The sequence below is a fragment of the Paenibacillus sp. 11B genome, assembly GCF_030487755.1.
Lineage (GTDB): Bacteria > Bacillota > Bacilli > Paenibacillales > Paenibacillaceae > Paenibacillus > Paenibacillus vandeheii.
Genome location: NZ_JAUKNS010000005.1, coordinates 234,127 through 251,967, shown reverse-complemented (window position 1 = coordinate 251,967; position 17,841 = coordinate 234,127). Strand labels below are relative to the sequence as shown.

General features: G+C 48.3%; 17 protein-coding genes and 1 riboswitch. Of the genes, 9 read left to right on the top strand and 8 right to left on the bottom strand.

All coding sequences use genetic code 11. The annotated features are described in order from the left end of the window. Window positions 1-13 precede the first annotated feature (13 nt). Window positions 14-457, bottom strand: coding sequence for a ferritin-like domain-containing protein (locus Q0V21_RS23235; protein WP_079350406.1), 444 nt, complete (start codon window positions 455-457; stop codon window positions 14-16). A gap of 191 nt (window positions 458-648) precedes the next feature. On the opposite strand from Q0V21_RS23235, the gene Q0V21_RS23230 reads away from it, so the two are divergent. Next, window positions 649-1,131: a hypothetical protein gene (locus tag Q0V21_RS23230; protein WP_301880808.1), complete on the top strand. Its 483-nt coding sequence runs from the start codon at window positions 649-651 to the stop codon at window positions 1,129-1,131. Between the two features lie 276 nt (window positions 1,132-1,407). On the opposite strand, the gene Q0V21_RS23225 is transcribed toward Q0V21_RS23230, so the two are convergent. The 7 genes from Q0V21_RS23225 to Q0V21_RS23195 form a co-directional block, all read right to left on the bottom strand. Then, window positions 1,408-2,151, bottom strand: a complete 744-nt coding sequence (locus Q0V21_RS23225; RefSeq protein ID WP_301880807.1) for a MerR family transcriptional regulator — start codon at window positions 2,149-2,151, stop codon at window positions 1,408-1,410. Window positions 2,152-2,485: 334 nt separating this feature from the next. Further along, the gene (thiE, locus tag Q0V21_RS23220) at window positions 2,486-3,151 is read right to left on the bottom strand and encodes a thiamine phosphate synthase (protein ID WP_301880806.1); all 666 of its coding nucleotides are present in this window, start codon (window positions 3,149-3,151) and stop codon (window positions 2,486-2,488) included. After that, window positions 3,151-3,963, bottom strand: coding sequence for a bifunctional hydroxymethylpyrimidine kinase/phosphomethylpyrimidine kinase (gene thiD, locus Q0V21_RS23215; protein ID WP_301880805.1), 813 nt, complete (start codon window positions 3,961-3,963; stop codon window positions 3,151-3,153). Before thiD ends, thiE begins: the two co-directional genes overlap by 1 nt. Continuing rightward, entirely contained in the window at window positions 3,960-4,772 is an 813-nt protein-coding gene (gene thiM / locus Q0V21_RS23210) for a hydroxyethylthiazole kinase (RefSeq protein ID WP_301880804.1), read from the bottom strand. The genes thiD and thiM overlap by 4 nt, the downstream gene beginning before the upstream one ends. 303 nt (window positions 4,773-5,075) lie before the next feature. Beyond that, window positions 5,076-6,143: an ABC transporter substrate-binding protein gene (locus tag Q0V21_RS23205; protein ID WP_301880803.1), complete on the bottom strand. Its 1,068-nt coding sequence runs from the start codon at window positions 6,141-6,143 to the stop codon at window positions 5,076-5,078. Window positions 6,144-6,174: 31 nt separating this feature from the next. Further along, entirely contained in the window at window positions 6,175-6,951 is a 777-nt protein-coding gene (locus Q0V21_RS23200) for an ABC transporter permease (protein ID WP_301880802.1), read from the bottom strand. A gap of 13 nt (window positions 6,952-6,964) precedes the next feature. After that, window positions 6,965-7,732: an ABC transporter ATP-binding protein gene (locus tag Q0V21_RS23195; protein WP_301880801.1), complete on the bottom strand. Its 768-nt coding sequence runs from the start codon at window positions 7,730-7,732 to the stop codon at window positions 6,965-6,967. Window positions 7,733-7,901: 169 nt separating this feature from the next. After that, a riboswitch (TPP riboswitch) is annotated at window positions 7,902-8,004 on the bottom strand. A gap of 328 nt (window positions 8,005-8,332) precedes the next feature. On the opposite strand from Q0V21_RS23195, the gene Q0V21_RS23190 reads away from it, so the two are divergent. The 8 genes from Q0V21_RS23190 to Q0V21_RS23155 all read left to right on the top strand — a co-directional run bounded on the left by Q0V21_RS23190 (window position 8,333) and on the right by Q0V21_RS23155 (window position 17,765). Then, a complete protein-coding gene (locus Q0V21_RS23190) occupies window positions 8,333-9,208 on the top strand; it encodes a radical SAM/SPASM domain-containing protein (RefSeq protein WP_094938439.1) in 876 nt (291 codons plus the stop codon). Window positions 9,209-9,574: 366 nt separating this feature from the next. Beyond that, on the top strand, window positions 9,575-10,243 hold the full coding sequence (locus Q0V21_RS23185; protein ID WP_024628995.1) for a pectate lyase: 669 nt from the start codon (window positions 9,575-9,577) through the stop codon (window positions 10,241-10,243). A gap of 641 nt (window positions 10,244-10,884) precedes the next feature. Next, window positions 10,885-11,478, top strand: coding sequence for an ECF transporter S component (locus Q0V21_RS23180; RefSeq protein WP_024628994.1), 594 nt, complete (start codon window positions 10,885-10,887; stop codon window positions 11,476-11,478). Further along, on the top strand, window positions 11,479-12,990 hold the full coding sequence (locus Q0V21_RS23175; RefSeq protein ID WP_301880800.1) for an ABC transporter ATP-binding protein: 1,512 nt from the start codon (window positions 11,479-11,481) through the stop codon (window positions 12,988-12,990). It begins immediately after the preceding gene. Further along, window positions 12,965-13,759, top strand: coding sequence for an energy-coupling factor transporter transmembrane component T family protein (locus Q0V21_RS23170; protein ID WP_301880799.1), 795 nt, complete (start codon window positions 12,965-12,967; stop codon window positions 13,757-13,759). Before Q0V21_RS23175 ends, Q0V21_RS23170 begins: the two co-directional genes overlap by 26 nt. A 109-nt stretch (window positions 13,760-13,868) precedes the next feature. Further along, window positions 13,869-16,157 carry an outer membrane protein assembly factor BamB family protein gene (locus Q0V21_RS23165; RefSeq protein ID WP_301880798.1) on the top strand — a complete coding sequence of 763 codons (2,289 nt, stop codon included), beginning with the start codon at window positions 13,869-13,871 and terminating at the stop codon, window positions 16,155-16,157. Window positions 16,158-16,288: 131 nt separating this feature from the next. Then, window positions 16,289-17,107: a methionine ABC transporter ATP-binding protein gene (locus Q0V21_RS23160; RefSeq protein WP_301880797.1), complete on the top strand. Its 819-nt coding sequence runs from the start codon at window positions 16,289-16,291 to the stop codon at window positions 17,105-17,107. Next, window positions 17,097-17,765 carry a methionine ABC transporter permease gene (locus tag Q0V21_RS23155; RefSeq protein WP_029880724.1) on the top strand — a complete coding sequence of 223 codons (669 nt, stop codon included), beginning with the start codon at window positions 17,097-17,099 and terminating at the stop codon, window positions 17,763-17,765. Before Q0V21_RS23160 ends, Q0V21_RS23155 begins: the two co-directional genes overlap by 11 nt. Window positions 17,766-17,841 lie beyond the last annotated feature (76 nt).

Genomic DNA, 17,841 nt, shown 5'->3' with positions numbered 1-17,841 from the left:
AGGGGATGTGTTTTTATTTTACAGTAGAGCTTGGTTTATGCTTTGTCAGATAGTACAGGAACCATACGGCATGCCTTTGCTCGTCTGTGGCAGCCCGTCTAAATGTTTCTTTAATATGCGGGTCAGTGGCCTGATCTGCAGCATCAGAATAAAATTCGACGGTCTGTTGCTCATCTTTGAAGGCATAGTGAATTCCCGCGATGTATTCGGATGGACAATCCTGGGAGATTTGGACAGTGGGCTGAACTCCCGTCAAGGATACATAAATACTAATAAAATATTGAAGATGCTTCATTTCATCCTGGCGTATCTCCAGAATACGCATTTTTTCTTCTGTAGTTGGTGCCAATTCGGCAAGTTTAGTATAACAGGCAATAGCTGAGGATTCTCCGTTTATGGCTTTCGTAACCTGAGCTATGATCATGCTGTCATTCCGATAATAAGGATAACTGTACAAGGGAGTTGCTCCTTCCATACCTCTTTTTACAGCATATTATGTGAATCATAGGCAAATGTGCCTGTTCTAAAAATCAATAATCTGCTTACCTAAGCATAGAAATTTGTTGAATAAAAGCAGGTTTTGTGGTTTCATAGGAAAGGTGAATTCTGGAAAATAAGCATAAGCATGACTCAGGAGGGAAAGTCAACGTGGAAGAGAAACAAGGGATCAAGATCGGCATGCCAATCGTTGGTGGTTTATTGGCAGCAGTTGTAGGGGGTATTGTCTGGGCAGTGATCGCTGCTATGACAGAAAGAGAGCTTGGGCTCATTGCTATTGTCATTGGGGCGCTAACAGGCTATGCGGTTGTATTATTCTCAAACAAACGGATCGCGACGGTACATAAAGTCATCGCAGTTATATTTGCACTTATCGGTATTTTGCTTGGGAAATATCTGACGGTGGTGTATTTTACATCCGAGTTGTTCAGCGATGCGAGCGTGATGGATCTGGTGTTCGATGGTGAGATGGTAAGTGCATTTGTGGAAACCTTTACGGATTATTTCAGCGAGCCGGTTGATCTGTTATTCATCGTACTGGCGATCGTATCGGCATGGCAGATTCCAGGACGGATGGTAAAGACCAGTCTGGCATCGGATGCATCGTCATCTGATCACGCTCCAAGAGCTTAACTGATTCGACTGGAAGACGCAGAAATTCTGTGGAATACAGTTATTGTTGCAAGAAAAAAAAGTACTCAGAGTGAATGGTTTTAAAGCCCGTTCACATTGCGGCTGAGATACGAAAAAGGGGACGTAGGCCAATGGCGTACGTCCCTTTTTGAATGAACTCAGCAAGAGGTAGATCCAAGTGATCTTCTAACGTTCTAATCGTCCAAGTAAGGACATGAATACCTAATTGTGGTGGACATCGGATGAGGCAAAATGGAACTACAGCTTATTGCCTGATTAGCTGTTTCGATCAGCAAAGGCATTCATGGCATCCCGCATAAATACAGCCAAGCCTTCGCCGAATTGATCAATATTGCGTGTAAAGCGTTCGTCTTCCACGTACATCTGCCCTAGCCCTTTGAAAGCTTCAGGTGAATAATTACCCATGTTGTTCAGATAGGTGTACCATTCCGAGATACCGGCTTGAGCTTCGGCAGATGTGGGGTCAATGTGACGAATTGCTGCCAGTCGGGTGTAGATTGAGTTCATTTGATCGGATAGGGCTTTTTGCTTCTCAGGAGGCTGGTTCTGTAATTTTTGATTAGCCTGATCTACGGCTTGGTCTCCCCAACGTTCCCGCGCTTCCTGCTCATACGGATTATGACTGAAATTAAACCCTTCGAATTGTTCCTTGGCTGTCATTTTAATTTCTCCTCTCACGTGTTGAACTGATTTATCAATGGTGGCAATCATTTGGTCCAACCGCTGGCGCTTCTCCAGTAGAATACGGCGATGCATATTTAGGGCTTCCTCCTGATCGAAAGAGGGATTGTTTATAATTTTCTTGATATCTTTCAGGGAGAAATCGAGTTCTTTGAAAAATAAAATCTGCTGCAGCATTTCCAGATTGGCATCTGAGTACAGTCGATACCCGGCAGAAGTCACTTCGTCCGGTATTAACAGTCCGATCTCATCATAATGATGCAGTGTGCGCACACTGATCCCGACAAGTTCGGCTACTTCTTTTACTTTCATGGCCATGATTAAAACCTCCTTACACCACCGATTGTACAGCGTCACGTTACGTGAGAGTCAACAGGGAAAATGAAAAAACAAGATGCGAGCATGGAAACCGCATCTTAAGAATGGATTGGGTGACTGAACAGTGGAGTAAATGTGTAATGAGTAAATCATTGAAAGCTTGGATAATTTCAATAATCCGTTGCTTACAGGAGTATTGCTTGTCCATGTTATAGACTGTTGCGCTGTATGGGTAGTGAGACTGCCTCCTCTATTATGGAGAGGAGGCAAAGTGTGTTAGGCTGCACCATGCACTTGGTGCAGCACAAGGGCTGGCGGTGCAGGGAGCACATGGCTACGCCTGCATCCCGCGCACCGCCGCAGCGAACTGCGCAGCCGCTGCGCGCACATCGGCCGCGCCCGCGATGGCGGAGATGACGGCTACGCCGTCGGCTCCTGCCGCCATCACGGCGGCCGTGGTATCGGGCGTAATGCCGCCGATACCTACCACCGGAACTGCGATGCCTGCTGCGCGCAGTTCGGCCACCCCGGCGGGGCCCAGCACAGCGTGGGCATTCGCTTTGGACCGCGTCGGGTACATGGGCCCGACGCCAAGATAGTCGGCGCCCGCCTGCACGGCACGGCGGGCTTCCAGCGCGGAGTGGGCGGATACGCCAAGCATCCGCCCTTCTCCGATGCGGGCGCGTACCAGCGCCGCGTCCGCATCGTCCTGGCCGACATGCATGCCGTCGGCCTCCACCGCTACAGCCAGCTCTACATCATCGTTCACGATGAACGGTATGCCGTGCTGGCTGCACACCTCGCGAAGCCGCATCGCAAGCGTGATGCGTGCTTCGCCAACCAGAGCGCCAGTTCCTTTTTCCCGGAACTGGAACATCGTAATGCCGCCAGCGATGGCCTGGCGAAGCACCTCCACCGGGTCACGCGTCGTATTCATGCTGCCCATCACCAAATACACCTGCATCACACGGCGTATCGCATCTGCATCTAGACCGCGCATCACTGCTCACCCCGCTGTCTGCGCTGATACGCAAAATGATTCGTCGGCCCATGCCCGGCCCCAATCCCTAGCTCATCTTCGATAGCCGCCTGAATGAATGCTCGCGCCGTCGTGACGGCAGCAAGCACAGAGGAACCCTTCGCCAATTCGGCAGTAATGGCTGCAGAATACGTACATCCCGTTCCATGGGTATGTCGTGTCACCACCCGAACATTCTCCAGGTAATGAAATGACTGCCCATCATAGAGCACATCGACAATCATGCCACTTCCCTCATCATGACCACCCTTCACCAAAGCATACGTCGAGCCCATCTGCACGATCCGCTTGGCAGCTTCTTCACGCTGACCCAAATTCATAATGGACATCCCGGTGAGCAGCTCGGCTTCCGGAATATTCGGTGTCGTGATCAGTGCATGAGGCATTAACTCTGTAATTAGCGCCTGAACGGCTTCCTGTTGTAACAGGGGGGCGCCGCCTTTGGCAACCATAACCGGATCAATGACCAGATTGGACCAGGCATATTGCTGCCATTTCTCCGCGACCAGCCGAATGATCTCGGCACTGTAGAGCATGCCTGTCTTTACCGCTGAGGGCTGAAAATCATCACCGGTTGAATCTAACTGTTGAGCGATACCTTCATATGAGATAGGGAAGACGCCCTGCACACCTGTTGTATTTTGGGCAGCAATGGCTGTAATTACAGTCATGCCGTATACGCGGAGCTCCTGAAAGGTCTTCAGATCGGCCTGAATTCCAGCGCCGCCGCCATTATCCGAACCTGCGATCGTCAAAGCCTGCGCAATACTCATTGCGCACCTCCATCGATCTGGCGAACCTGTACCCGTTTTGCGATAATGTCAGGTGTCACTAGGGCCAGTTGATTCAGCAATTCGATTTGGAAGCTGCCCGGTCCCTGGTCAGCGGTACGTTCCGCCGCAATTTCTGCTGCAATGCCATAAAAAGCGAGTGCTTCCACAACGCTGTTCAGCAAATCGTCACCTGATTTCGCTATGGCTGCAAAAGCACCAATCACTGAACTGAGCAAGCAGCCAGCACCGGTCACTTGGGTAAGCAAGGCATGTCCATTACTCGTCAGGAACGTCGTTTGTCCATCCGTAATAACATCCTCTCGTCCGGTAATGACAACCACACAGCCGAGTTTTTGTGCCGCCCGTTCGGCTATTCCGACGCGATCTCCCTCGCCTTGACCTGCATCCACGCCTTTGATACTCCAGCTCTCACCGATGACATTGGCGACTTCCGCCACATTGCCACGCAATACCGTAAGGCGAAGCTCACGAAGGAGCATCTGGACCGTTTCCGTACGATAGGGGGTTGCCCCAGCTCCGACCGGATCAAGCACAACAGGCACGTTATTTGCATTCGCCGATTGACCAGCCAGGCGGATCGCTTCAACTACCCTTTCGTCCAGAGTGCCAATGTTCAATACAACCGCTCCTGAAATTTTGGCGACATCTGCCACTTCTTCATGCGCATAGGCCATAAAGGGAGATGCACCGAGTGCAAGTAAACCGTTGGCGGTAAAGGGAGCAACGACAATATTAGTAATGTTATGAACAAGTGGATTTTGCGTACGAACACGTTCCAGATAAGACATATGAGATCCTCCTTATAAATAAGCAACTTGATCAAAAATCGCAGGCAGGGATGGTTGCCTTTATATCAGTTGTTAATTCTGCAACATTTGTTGAATTATGTGGGTTCCAATAAATGATGGGAGTTAAAAACTATTCACGGATAGCTGTAAAGTCCATTTGTAAAGCTTAATTCAAGATCCAAATCCTCGATAAGAATTCTATTCGTCCAGGAACTGAATCCCGAATCTACTCAGGTAGTTCCGACATGGATAATGAATGACAACTTTCGAATTTTGCTTGATCTCATTCAGCAAGCGATTTCCTTACTCGCCCTGCAAGTTAATAAAAGCATCCTCAGCCTTCACGGAATCTGGAATCAATTCACTTTGGAGCAGCCATGCACGAACGTTTTCCCAAGACGAGGCGTCCTGTCCACCAAACGGCTGACCTTCTTCATTCATCAGGGGCAGTAAAATATTCAAGCTTTTGGTTTCGATCTCCGGGTCAAGCGGAGAGGTTTCGTTCTCATGTGCGAGCAGAATGTTCAACGCGTCCTCGGGGTGTTCCGTTACGTATTTCTGTCCTTCCTGTATGGCTTTGATAAAGCGTGTAAGCTGATCCTTTTTCGTTTCAATGCCCACCTCACTTGCAGTGAGGACCAGTTCATAATAATCAGGTACGCCGTAATCGACGGGATTGAATGAATTTATCGCATGGCCTTCTTTTTCCAAAATCAATAGCTCATGGTTAATAAAACCACCCATAATGGCATCCGCCTGTCCGGAAGCGAGGGAAGGAATCAGGTCGAATCCCACATCCACAAGATCCATCTTGTCAGGATTACCTCCATCCTGGATGATCATCGTACGCACCATCGCTTCGTACAGGGGAATTGAGGAATAGCCGACAGTGAGCCCTTCAAGATCTTTTGGCGACTTTACTTTACCATCTGCTTCAGTCAACAGATGCACAAGCGGATGCCTAACGATGGCTGCAATGGAACGTACAGGAATGTTCTCCCCACGCGCGAGCAAAATTTGCGGCTGGTAGCTTAGTGCCAGATCGATTTTCCCCGCAGCAACAAGCTTGAGTGAGTCATTCGTATCGGCGGGCATCTGGACATCGACATCCAGACCTTGGTCCGTGAAGTAACCTTTCTCCTGTGCAACATAGATGAAGGAATGTACTGCATTCGGGTACCAATCGAGCATGATGGACAGCTTATCTTTGGAATCTGATGACGTTTTGGTCGCAGATGATTCTGTATCTTTTACATCGGGAGCTGAATCAATAGCAGGTGTGTTGGTACCCGTATTTCCGCACCCGCTAACGATCAGCATCAGGGTTATAAGAAGGAGGGGGAGCAGGGAATAGATATGCTTTGTATTCATAATTTAAAGTTCCTCGTTTCCTTTTTCTGTTTTAAAATCTACCTGCATGACGTTTTGTAGCGAATCTTCTCTCCAGCCATGCAATAAGTACAAACAGGGCAATACCAAGCAGGGATAACAGCACAATAGCGGCGAACATGGCATCCGTGTTCATATTGCTCGACATTCTGCGGCTGAAATAGCCAAGGCCCTTACTTCCGCCGAGCCATTCTCCAATCGTTGCACCAACTACGCAGTACACCACAGACATCTTCAGTCCTGAAAAGAAGGAGGGAAGGGCAAGTGGAATCTGGAGTTTACGAAAAATATCCCACTTGTTGGCCCCCATCGTCAGCAGCAGTTCACGCTGTTCCGGATCACCTTGGCGCAGGCCATCATAGGTGCTCACGACAATCGGGAAGAACGCGATCAGGAATACCACCGCGACTTTGCTCCACAGCGTGTAGCCAAACCACAGGATAAAGACGGGGGACAAAGCGATTAGTGGAATCGTCTGACTAATTACGATGAAGGGATATAACGCCTTTTCAATGGATCGGTTCATATGCATGCCTGTCGCAAGTGCAATTCCGGCACCAATGGACAAGCCAAAACCAACGACAACCTCCATCAAGGTAGCAGGTAAATGTGTAGCCAACAGGAGTCGGCGATGCTCATATAGCGAACTGGCAATTGCCGTAGGGGCTGGAATGATGAAGGAGGGCACCCATCCCATATTCACAATCCACTCCCAGATGACGAGCAGTAACAGCATGAGCAAGAGAAACAGACCATAACGGGCAAGCCAACGCTTTACACTATCCTTCATGCTGCATCTCCAGTTACCGTTTCGCATGCAATTGTTCCTCCAGTAGTCGTCTCATCTGAACGAGAGCCGGTTCATAGATCATGTCTGAATGTCTTGGACGCGGCAAAGGTACCGTTATATCCTGCAGCTGTTGGCTTTGTCCCCCTGGAGTTAACAGGATAATTCGATCACTGAGCAGCAAGGCTTCTTCAATATCATGCGTGATGAACAACACGGTTTTGCCCAAACTTCCCCAGAGTTCTAGCAGCCAGCGATGCATCTCCCGTTTGGTCAGGGCATCGAGTGCACCGAATGGTTCATCCAGCAGCATCAGCTGGCCGCCTGTAAGCAGGGTGCGCAGCATTGCGACTCGCTGCCGCATGCCGCCGGACAGTTCGTACGGATACGCATGCGCGTAGCCGGATAAGCCAAATCTGTCGAGGCCAGCCAGGATGTCCGCCTGCGTCTTTGCCTTGTCCTGCCGCCCTGAAGCAAGTTCGGAGGGGAGCATGCAATTCTCCATGACGGTTCGCCAAGATAACAGGAGGTCCTTTTGCGGCATGTAGGCCACGCGTCCAAGCCGCTCTCCTTCGCGAACCCACGGAATTTCGATGGTTCCGTGGGTTGGCTCAAGCAAGCCTGCCAGCAGCTTGAAGAGAGTGCTTTTACCGGAGCCGCTGGAACCGATGAGGGAGACGAATTCGCCTTCCGCTACACGCATCGACACATTGGAGAGCACGGGGGAATCCCTTTTTTTCGGGAAAGCAAAGCTCATGTTGTGAATGGTTATGTCGTTATCCATCTCGTCCCGTTCCCCCTTCTGATTCAAACTTCAAACTGCGGGATCTTTAATTACACCTTCTGATCTGCCGCAGAACGCGAAAAAGACCCACCCATTTCCAGAGAAATGAGTGGGTCTATACGTTCAATTCATATTAAATTTCATCATTAACATGAAAAAATCCGCTTACGGATAGGCCGCTCCACTTCCCTCCGCTGGTATAATCCAGATCAGGTTCAAAGGGTCCGAATCGTTCGATTCGTCTCAGCCGCAAGGCTCCCCTAGTGCAATGTTCAAGATATGCAGTTGTGTGTTCAGCATATATCACATGCAAGTGGAATGTAAAGAGGGCGTCCTAAAAGAAGTGCGAGGAATGTGAGTTAGGAAAGTAACCCAAGATTCTAACCGTTTGAATGAACAGCGAATTAAGCTCTTCGATCAGAAGGGCAACTGCTCAGATGTACAAGTAAGAAGACGCCCGGGAAGGGAGGAAAAGAAAATTAACATGCGGGTCGATTTACCTTGGCTCTCTAACCCGATATAATAGTGGTGGCACATATGGGCCGGATCATAAATGAGGGTGGGACTGTTCTCCCTCCTGAGCAGAATGGGGACCCCGAGTTGAAAACGTTCAAGAAAGTATATATTGAGATCACAAGTATATGTAATCTGGCATGCAGCTTCTGCCCGCAGACCAAACGTGCCAAAAATTTCATTGACCCTGAAGTCTTCAACAATATATTGGATCAGATCAAACCCCATACCAAGCATATTTATTTACATGTCAAAGGTGAGCCGCTGCTTCATCCCAAAATTGATTTGTTACTCGATTCCGCGCATGAGAAGGGGTTCAAGGTTAACATTACGACGAATGGTACACTGCTGCCCAAGACCCAACACAAGTTGCTCGGCAAACCGGCGCTGCGTCAGATGAACTTTTCTTTGCACAGCTTTGATGGACACGAAGGTTCGACAGATCGTGAGGGCTATCTGGGCAATGTGTTGTCTTTTGTCCGGGAAGCAGTGAAGCACAATGTTATTATTTCTTTCCGTCTCTGGAATCTGACACAGGATAACTTCACAAATGCCCAGATGAACCGTAACCGGGAGACGCTGGAGGTTCTTGAACGGGAGTTTAATCTGGATTTCCGCATTGAGGAAAAGGTGGTGCCAGGCAGCGGTGTGAAAATTGCGCATAATGTGTACCTCAATCAGGATCACGAATTCCAATGGCCGAGTCTGGATGCACCGGAAGATGACGGTAAAGGCTTCTGTCATGCGCTTCGCAGTCAAGCAGCTGTGCTTGTCGATGGAACTGTGGTTCCATGCTGCCTCGACGGTGAGGGTGTAATTAACTTGGGCAACGTTCACGAAAAGTCGTTCTCGGAGATAGTAGATGGTGAACGAGCAAACAATCTGTTCTATGGTTTCTCCAAACGGGAAGCGGTGGAGGAATTATGTCGGAAGTGCGGATATCGTCAACGGTTTGGAGCCTAAAGTGTAATTTTTAAATAAAATCAGAGATCAAAATAATAGAGACCACATTGTCTGGAAACAGATGAAGTGGTCTTTCATTTTTTCTCAGAACGATAAAGGAGCATCTAACCATAGATTACGAGTTGTAAATGAAGCATACCCGAAGTTGAGATCGGCACATCCGATGTTGAAGTGCGCTGCAAAAAATGCCGAGATCACAGGCATGATGCTGTCGTTTCTATATCTAAGCTAATGATTATTATCGTAACATCCCTTTTTTGGTAGGATTAGGGTAGGTTCCGAACCAGAGGTGCACCTCTGAAGGGGTTCCGTAAGGACAAGCTCTTGCTTGTACGCCAAATATCAGAATAAGGGAGGATTTAAGTTATGAAAAAAATGTTGACGTTGTTGCTGTCCGCCGGTCTGGTCGCTTCATTATTTGGTGCAATCCCCGCTTTAGCTGCACCTACCGTTGTAAACTCAACAATTATTGTAGCCAAGGGTGAAACGTTTGACGGCAAAGGCCAAACCTATGTAGCTAACCCCTCCACACTGGGAGATGGATCTCAAGCAGAAGATCAGAAGCCGGTATTTCGCTTGGAGGCAGGCGCTACGCTCAAAAATGTGATTATCGGTTCGCCTGCAGCTGATGGTGTTCATTGTTACGGTAACTGTACGATATCAAATGTGGTTTGGGAGGATGTAGGCGAGGATGCTCTGACTCTGAAGTCAGCCGGCACGGTCAACATTACGGGCGGGGCAGCTTACAAAGCCTATGATAAAGTGTTTCAAATCAATGCAGCGGGGACGATTAACATTAAAAATTTCCGTGCAGACGATATTGGCAAGCTGGTGCGTCAAAATGGTGGAACAACCTTCGCCGTGAACATGACGCTCGACAACTCGGACATTTCCAATGTCAAAGATTCTATTATGCGTACGGACAGCAGTACATCGCAAGGGAAAATTACAAATACACGTTACTCCAAAGTACCGACCTTGTTCAAAGGCTTTGCATCAGGCAAAACAAGTCAATCCGGGAATACACAATATTAAATACGGGGCGTGGCGGTTCGTAATCATTTTCCTATAAACGAGTTGAAGCATGCCAATTAAAAGGGGCTGTCCCATAAGTCATGACAATGACGGGGGACAACCCTTGTTGGCGTTATTTTTGGTCTAAATGAACCTGACACACGTCATTCGCTCCCGTTTGCACCGTTGTGAGATGTCAGAAGCATATTTCCGCAAGAAGAATCATATATTTAATCACTCTTTCCCCTAGGTTAAACTAGATTTTCTCTTATCGGGATTGTCACAAATACCCATGTGTTGTACAGTAGAAGCAATGAAATAAGTGAACCGGGAGCTCAATGAAGTTGGGCTGAGAGAGTGGCCTTGTGCCGCTGACCGTTTATCTGATCTGGGTAATGCCAGCGTAGAGAACATGAATTTGCGATGTGCAATGGTAAGGATTAAGGATAAGGAATAGATGATAGATGTCAGCGTTTCTTGGGTGCAATGGGATTTTTTCTGATGTGACGGGGATGGTGTCGTTTGTTTTCTTCTTTCTCCATATTTGCCTAATCCGTAGCATCGTGAGAATTGTAAACTGTGCGTATGGCCTGCCTGGTAACCGGGGAGGCTTTTTTGTTTTTTTTATAATCCAAGGGAAACAGAGGAAGGAAGTAGAGAACATGTCGACAGAAGTACGCAGTAACAAATTGAAATTAACCGATATCCTGGTAACGATCGTGATTGCGGTTGTGTTTGGAGTAATCTACAAAATATGGGGGCCTACGTATGATCTGATGAAGCCGTTCGGCGTTCATGCAGAGCAGATGATCTATGGCATGTGGTTTATGGCGGGCACGTTTGCTTTTGTCATTATCCGTAAGCCGGGCGTGGCTATTCTCGCTGAAGTTGCGGCATCAACAGTGAGTGCTTTTCTAGGAAGTGAATGGGGGATGTCCACACTGGTGTATGGCTTGTTTCAAGGACTGGGGGCAGAGATATTCTTTGCTGCAATGCTGTATCGAAAAACGAACCTGTTTGTCACCTGCCTCGCAGCGATTGGAGCAGCAGCTGCATCGCTATTGCTGGATTATCAGTACGGGTACATCGATTCACTCTCGGCGTGGAATTATACGCTGTTTATCGGCTTCCGCTTCATAGGTAGTATTCTGATTGCGGGTGTATTCGCCTATTATCTGGCCAAAGCGCTGGAGCTGACAGGGGTTACGCGCTCACTCAGACCAGTTTCAAAGCAGGATTATGAGGCATTGGACTAGATGATCACGAAGGGGAATGCGCAGGCGGCAGGTGTTACGAATCTAAGATGCAAGTTCCCGGGAGAGAAGGCCTTGGTGTTTCAAGGCCTGTCTCTCTCTGTGCGTCAAGGGGAGAAAGTGTTGTTACTTGGACCCAGTGGCTCGGGCAAATCGACCTTGTTGCAAATTCTGAGCGGTCTGATTCCGCGATCTGTGGAGATTCCGATGAAGTGTGACGATATACAGGTGCCTGAACAGCCCGGCATTGTTTTTCAAGACCCGGACACCCAGTTCTGTATGTCATATACGGATGAAGAGATTGCTTTTGTCCTTGAAAACCGGAATATTCCACGCGAGCAGATGCCAGTTCTTATCCATCAATACTTGGAACAAGTAGGATTACACTTTGAACATAATCGAACACTGATACAATCCATGTCTCAGGGCATGAAGCAGCGTCTTGCGATGGCTTCGATTCTTGCGATGGAGCCGTACGTACTCTTTTTGGATGAACCAACGGCGCTGCTGGATGATGAGGGAACCTCACAGGTGTGGGATACGGTGAAACAGATTGCACAGGACAAAACACTCATTATCGTTGAACATAAAATTAATGAAATTGTCGATTGGGTAGATCGAATCATCGTATTGTCGCCTGAAGGTAAGATTGTAGCGGATGGCCCTGCGAATCAGGTGTTTACGGATGGACGGAATATGCTGAGAGAATACGGAATCTGGTATCCAGGGGTTTGGGAAGAGCGGGGCCAGACGAGGTCACAGGTGTTGGTCAACCAAGAGCCTATTATTCTTTATGCGACCGCAGAAACTGAAAGTATGGGTAACAAAGAAGAGCGAGCTTCTGCTCAGCTCCGGCCAGCCCTGGAAATGCAGAAATTCACCGGATGGCGCGGAAAAACGCCATTCATTCAGGTGGAACAGGCCAAGGTATGTTACGGAGATTGGGTGGGGATTGTCGGAGCTAACGGGGCAGGTAAAAGTTCATTATTGCTGTCCATGATGAATATCCTAAAAACGACAGGTCATTATGTTGTGGAAGGACAATCGGCCGGAAAAACGGAACAGCTTGCAGATCACATTGCCTTTGTATTCCAGAATCCTGAATTTCAATTCGTGACAAATACGGTCAGGGATGAAGTGGGATTTTCCTTGCTGGGCGGCAAACTAACTGCCAAAGAAAGAAATGTTCGGACTGATCATATGCTGGAGCAATTCGGACTGACAGAGCTATCCGAGCGGCATCCCTACCAACTGTCGATGGGACAGAAACGCCGATTGAGTGTAGCGTCTGCTCTGGTGCGAGAACAGCGTATTTTGTTACTGGATGAGCCTACATTTGGACAGGATGCGCGCAATACCTTTGCCATGTTATCACAGCTGGAACGGCTGCGGCGTGAAGGGACAGCTATTGTGATGGTTACGCATGACCGGGAAATTGTGAAGCGTTATTGCAACCGGGTCTGGACGGTGGATGAGGGGAGGTTAACGGATGCAGCTCTCGTTTCCTCATCGTGAGACCTGGCTTCACGCGGTGAATCCGGGATTGAAAATGATTTTCCTGACATTGCTGTTTGTCTTCGTCATTCTTGTTCACAACCTGAATGTAATGGCTAATGTGGCAGTTGTCATGCTGTTATTGTTGGTCTGGACAGGTCACCCATGGCCCAGGTTATTGCTGTACGCGTCTCCGTTCGTTCTGGTATTTATCTCCACCTCTACAGGAATGATCATGTTTGGTAAGGGCGAGACCACCTGGTTTCAGTGGGGATTGATTCATATTACCGAAGAGAGCTTCTATCGCGGGTTGCACCTAGGATTTCGTTCGCTGAGTATGGCGGCTGCCGGATTATTGTTCGGCCTGACGACCAAGCCTGTTCGACTTTTTTATTCCCTTATGCAGCAGTGGAAGCTTCCACCCAAGTATGCTTATAGTTTTCTGGCGGCCATGCGCATGATTCCGATTTTACTGGATGAATTCCAGACGCTGCGTTATGCCATCCGCATTCGGGAAACGAGGCAGCGCGGCTCCCGCTGGAATGTATATGGCATCCTGAAACGATATGCTATTCCACTACTTGCACAGAGTATCCGCCGTGCGCAGCGTATGGCGGTGGCGATGGAAGCGAAGGGATTCAAGGAAGGCGGGAGCCGGACGTTTTATGTTCAGATTGGGTACTCCCAAGCGGATGTATGTTTTGTGGGGTATTTTATCATTATGTTAACGGCTGCTTATATATTGGGAATGACATTCCCTTATAATTCAATGCTTGTGGATGTAAGGTGAGACCTGTAATTATTTCACGCTTGGTAAATATACTTGGGAGTAACAGTAACTTTTCCTTGTTCAAAACGTCTTTATTGGAAATAACTTCAAATAGATGAGGTGAACGAGCGTGAAGAGAGGGTCGATGTGGCAAAAGACGGGGTACCTATGGATCACTGTAGCTGGAATATCGGCCGTACTGGTTACGGCGTTCATGCTGGTGGAAATGGATACGGAACCACGGGCAGGACAGGGCTCCGGTTCGACAACTCAAGCCTTGTCTGCACAAGCGAAAACGACTTATAAAAAGGGAGATACCTTGAATTTGGAGGCAGGTATGCCCCTGTACACCCAAGTTATAGATAACAAAGTGCCCGTTGATCTGATGGGAATACAATACTACACCTCCAGCAATGCAAAAATTAAAATACAAGCCGTTCGCGGCGAATGGATCAAATTCGAGGATTACAGCAGAGGGGAATTCTGGATTCCCGGCTGGTACGCATCCAAGGAAAGTCGAAGTTTGAAGACTATAACTCCCCAAACGTTCAGTCTTCGTCCCGGAAGTAAGCTGTATCTGGCTCCGGGAAGCTCGACAAGCTGGGCTCCAAGTCCATCCCTTACAGACCAGGCGGTGATTGTTGCAGCGATGAAGGATTGGTATGGCGTTTCCATCGCTCCACGAAGCTGGAACAAGGAATCATTCACTTATCGACCTGCACTGCTCTGGATCAAGGCACAGAGTATAGAGCAGCAAGCCATTGTAGCGGATGGTTGGTTTCAACAGGATGCATCGCAGTCCGCGTTGGCTGTACGCCATTTGACGGATATCATGTTGAACAAAGAAACAACCTCCAAACAAGTCAAACAATGGCTTGGTGAACCGGACTGGAAAGAGAATTCGGCCAATTTGAATGACACGGGTTATGCAATGAGTATTGGACAGACCTGGCGATATGAGCGAACAGATGCCCAATTTCTGGTGACATTCAATAAGAACGGCAGGCTTGCCAGAACACGCTGGAACATACCGCAAGATGATCCAAACAAGGTGGAGTCCGATTGGAGCTTCGGTCGTTCGGATGAATACGAATTCACCACCAAAATCACAGGCAAATCATTGCCGATAACAATACCTTGGAAACCCATATGGACGAATCAAGGGGATATCAACTATACCTTTTTGCAAGCAGCGACGAATGATGTGCTCCTGATGAAAGGGGATGACGGTGGATTTAGTGGGGGTTACTACGAAGGTTCCATATACGCCCTTAATCGTCATTCAGGCCAGAAACTATGGCAGATCAATTCAGGGTATGGTGCGCTGCAAGCATATATAGATACCGACCGTGAAGCTGTGACGATATATACAAGTTACGACCCAGATAAGAAAGAATACATGGATCGTATACGCCATCTCCGGTTGAAGGATGGAGAGGTCACTTGGGAGTACACCCCACAGAAACAAATCAGATTGAAAGGCATTACTGCCGCAAAGAATGTAGTCGTTGTTGATAGTCCGGTTGTTGAAGGCTCAAGCAATAGCTGGTTAACCGTGTTGGACAGCAAGAACGGAAAAACATTATGGAAGCGTAAACTAACTGCCGGCTATGAATTATTAAACAAGAGCGCAGAAGATCCTTATGTCATGTATTGGGAAAAGGATAAATTGATTGCAGCCGATCCGCGATCTGGCCGTACGGTGTGGAGCATTGCTGTGGCAAAATCGACGATAGAGCCTCTGGATCGGAATCCTTATTTTGATGGAATCATCCGCCTTGATCCGTTTGCAGCTGCACAGCCAGAACGCTGGATGCTGCTGGATGACCTGTGGGTGCTGGTCGATCTGAGCACAGGTAAGAAGCATGCACAGTTTCCAGCCCGGATGGGACAGCAAATCGAAGTGCTGAATGACAGCATGATACTCATCCGTGAGCACAAAAACGGGGAAATGTATGGTGATTATGCAGATTTCACAACCACCTTGTATGATGCCAAGAGTAGTAAAAAACGATGGACGCTGAACGACAAAATTGAACGGGTCCTCGTGGAGGACGATCAATTATATGTAATCCAAAACGGTTATCCAGCAGCCCTTGCATATGATACAGGAGAAACACGTTGGAATGCACAAAACACGATTTCGTCACTTCGATATCCTACCAATCAGGGGAGTTACCTAGTGATTGATGATCAGCTTTTGCTGCCGATGGGTGAGGATCTTCTGATCATGGATAAACATGATGGTACCTTGATTGGCCGTGTACATGACGTTGTAATGGGAAGCCCGGAGCATCGTGATCGGGATGCGAAGAATGGAACCATGAATCGGCTCGGAAATGAAATCTATATCGGGTCGTCCAACGGACGGTTCAGTATGTATGAAGCAAGTGACTTGAACATAGATATCTCACGTTAAAGCTTGTTTCATGTCGAATGATGATTTATTATAGATAAACAGGATTGCTCGCGCTCCGGTTATCGGCTGTGCGGGCTTTCTTCATGTGTTCTTAAAGGACCATGTACGATCAATCGCAGGAGGAATCTCCCATGATTTCATTATACGGGGTAAGCAAGCGTTATAACGAGCGTGGGTCCCGTGAGGATCAGGGATTCGAGGCGCTAAGCTCGGTTTCCCTGGAAGTAGGCCAGGGAGAGATCCACGGCATTATCGGCTCCAGTGGTGCAGGAAAATCCACGCTTCTGCGCATGCTCAATGGATTGGAGAAGCCGGATGACGGCGAAGTCATTGTAAATGGGCAGCATCTGACCCGGATGAGTGAGCGGAGTCTGCGTCAGGCCCGAAGGTCCATTGGCATGATTTTTCAGCACTTCAATCTGGTTAGCAATCGGACAGTGATTGGCAATGTCTGCATGCCTCTGGAACTTGCTGGCGTTTCCCGTTCCGAGCGGCTTGCGCGGGGACAGGAAGTATTGAGATTTGTCGGACTTGAGGATAAGGCCAATCAATATCCTGCACAGTTAAGCGGAGGGCAAAAGCAACGCGTTGCCATCGCAAGAGCACTTTCCAGCCGTCCGGATGTGCTGCTCTGTGATGAACCAACATCATCGCTTGATCCGCAGACAACGAGTGGAATTCTGGATGTGCTGCGTCATGTCCATGAAACGCTGGGTGTGACGATTGTACTCGTTACGCATGAGATGGAGGTTGCCCGAAAGCTTTGCGACCGGATATCGGTGATGAAAGAGGGACGGATTGTCAAAACGCTGTCGAAAGCGGAAGTACGCAGTATACCGGTACCGCGGCCTGATTTGCTGACATCCTTACTGATGGGTGAAGATATATCCATTATCGGACGAAATGCCTCTCTTCATGGCGGTCAGGAGGATCATAACGATGATACCTGAATCCGTTGTGAAGTATCAGCATGAAATATGGCAAGCCATCGGGGAAACCTTTGTTATGGTGGGGATCTCCATCACGGCGGCAGTGTTAATCGGGTTGCCACTGGGTACACTGTTGTATCTGTTCAGAAAAGGGCAACGTTATCAGAATCGACCTCTGTTCACGATTCTGGGAAGTCTTGTTAACATCATTCGTTCCTTCCCGTTTCTGTTGCTGGTCGTATTTATGATTCCGTTCACCCGCCTGATCGTTGGAACATCCATCGGGACGCTCGCGGCAACCGTTCCGCTCTCGATCATCGCAATTGCTTATTATGCCAGACTGGTAGAACAAGCATTGCTTGATGTACCGAAAGGTGTGGTTGAAGCAGCTTCTTCCATGGGCGCATCGACTATGCAACTTGTGGTAAAGTTCCTGTATGTGGAGGCCCGTTCAGGACTCGTCCTCGGTTTAACAACTGCCACCATCAGTTTCATCTCATACTCTACGGTGATGGGGATCGTCGGTGGTGGTGGGGTTGGTGATTTTGCCATTCGTTATGGCTATCAGCGATTTGAGACGGAAATCATGGTATTTACCATTATCATTATGATTATCCTGGTACAGATGATCCAATTCACAGGCAGCAGATTATCCCGCTGGCTTGATCGCAGATCCTGATTAGGGACAGGCCAGCAAAGAAAAAATGCAATACAGCATGACCAATACCGATTACATGATGAAGGGGTAAATATAC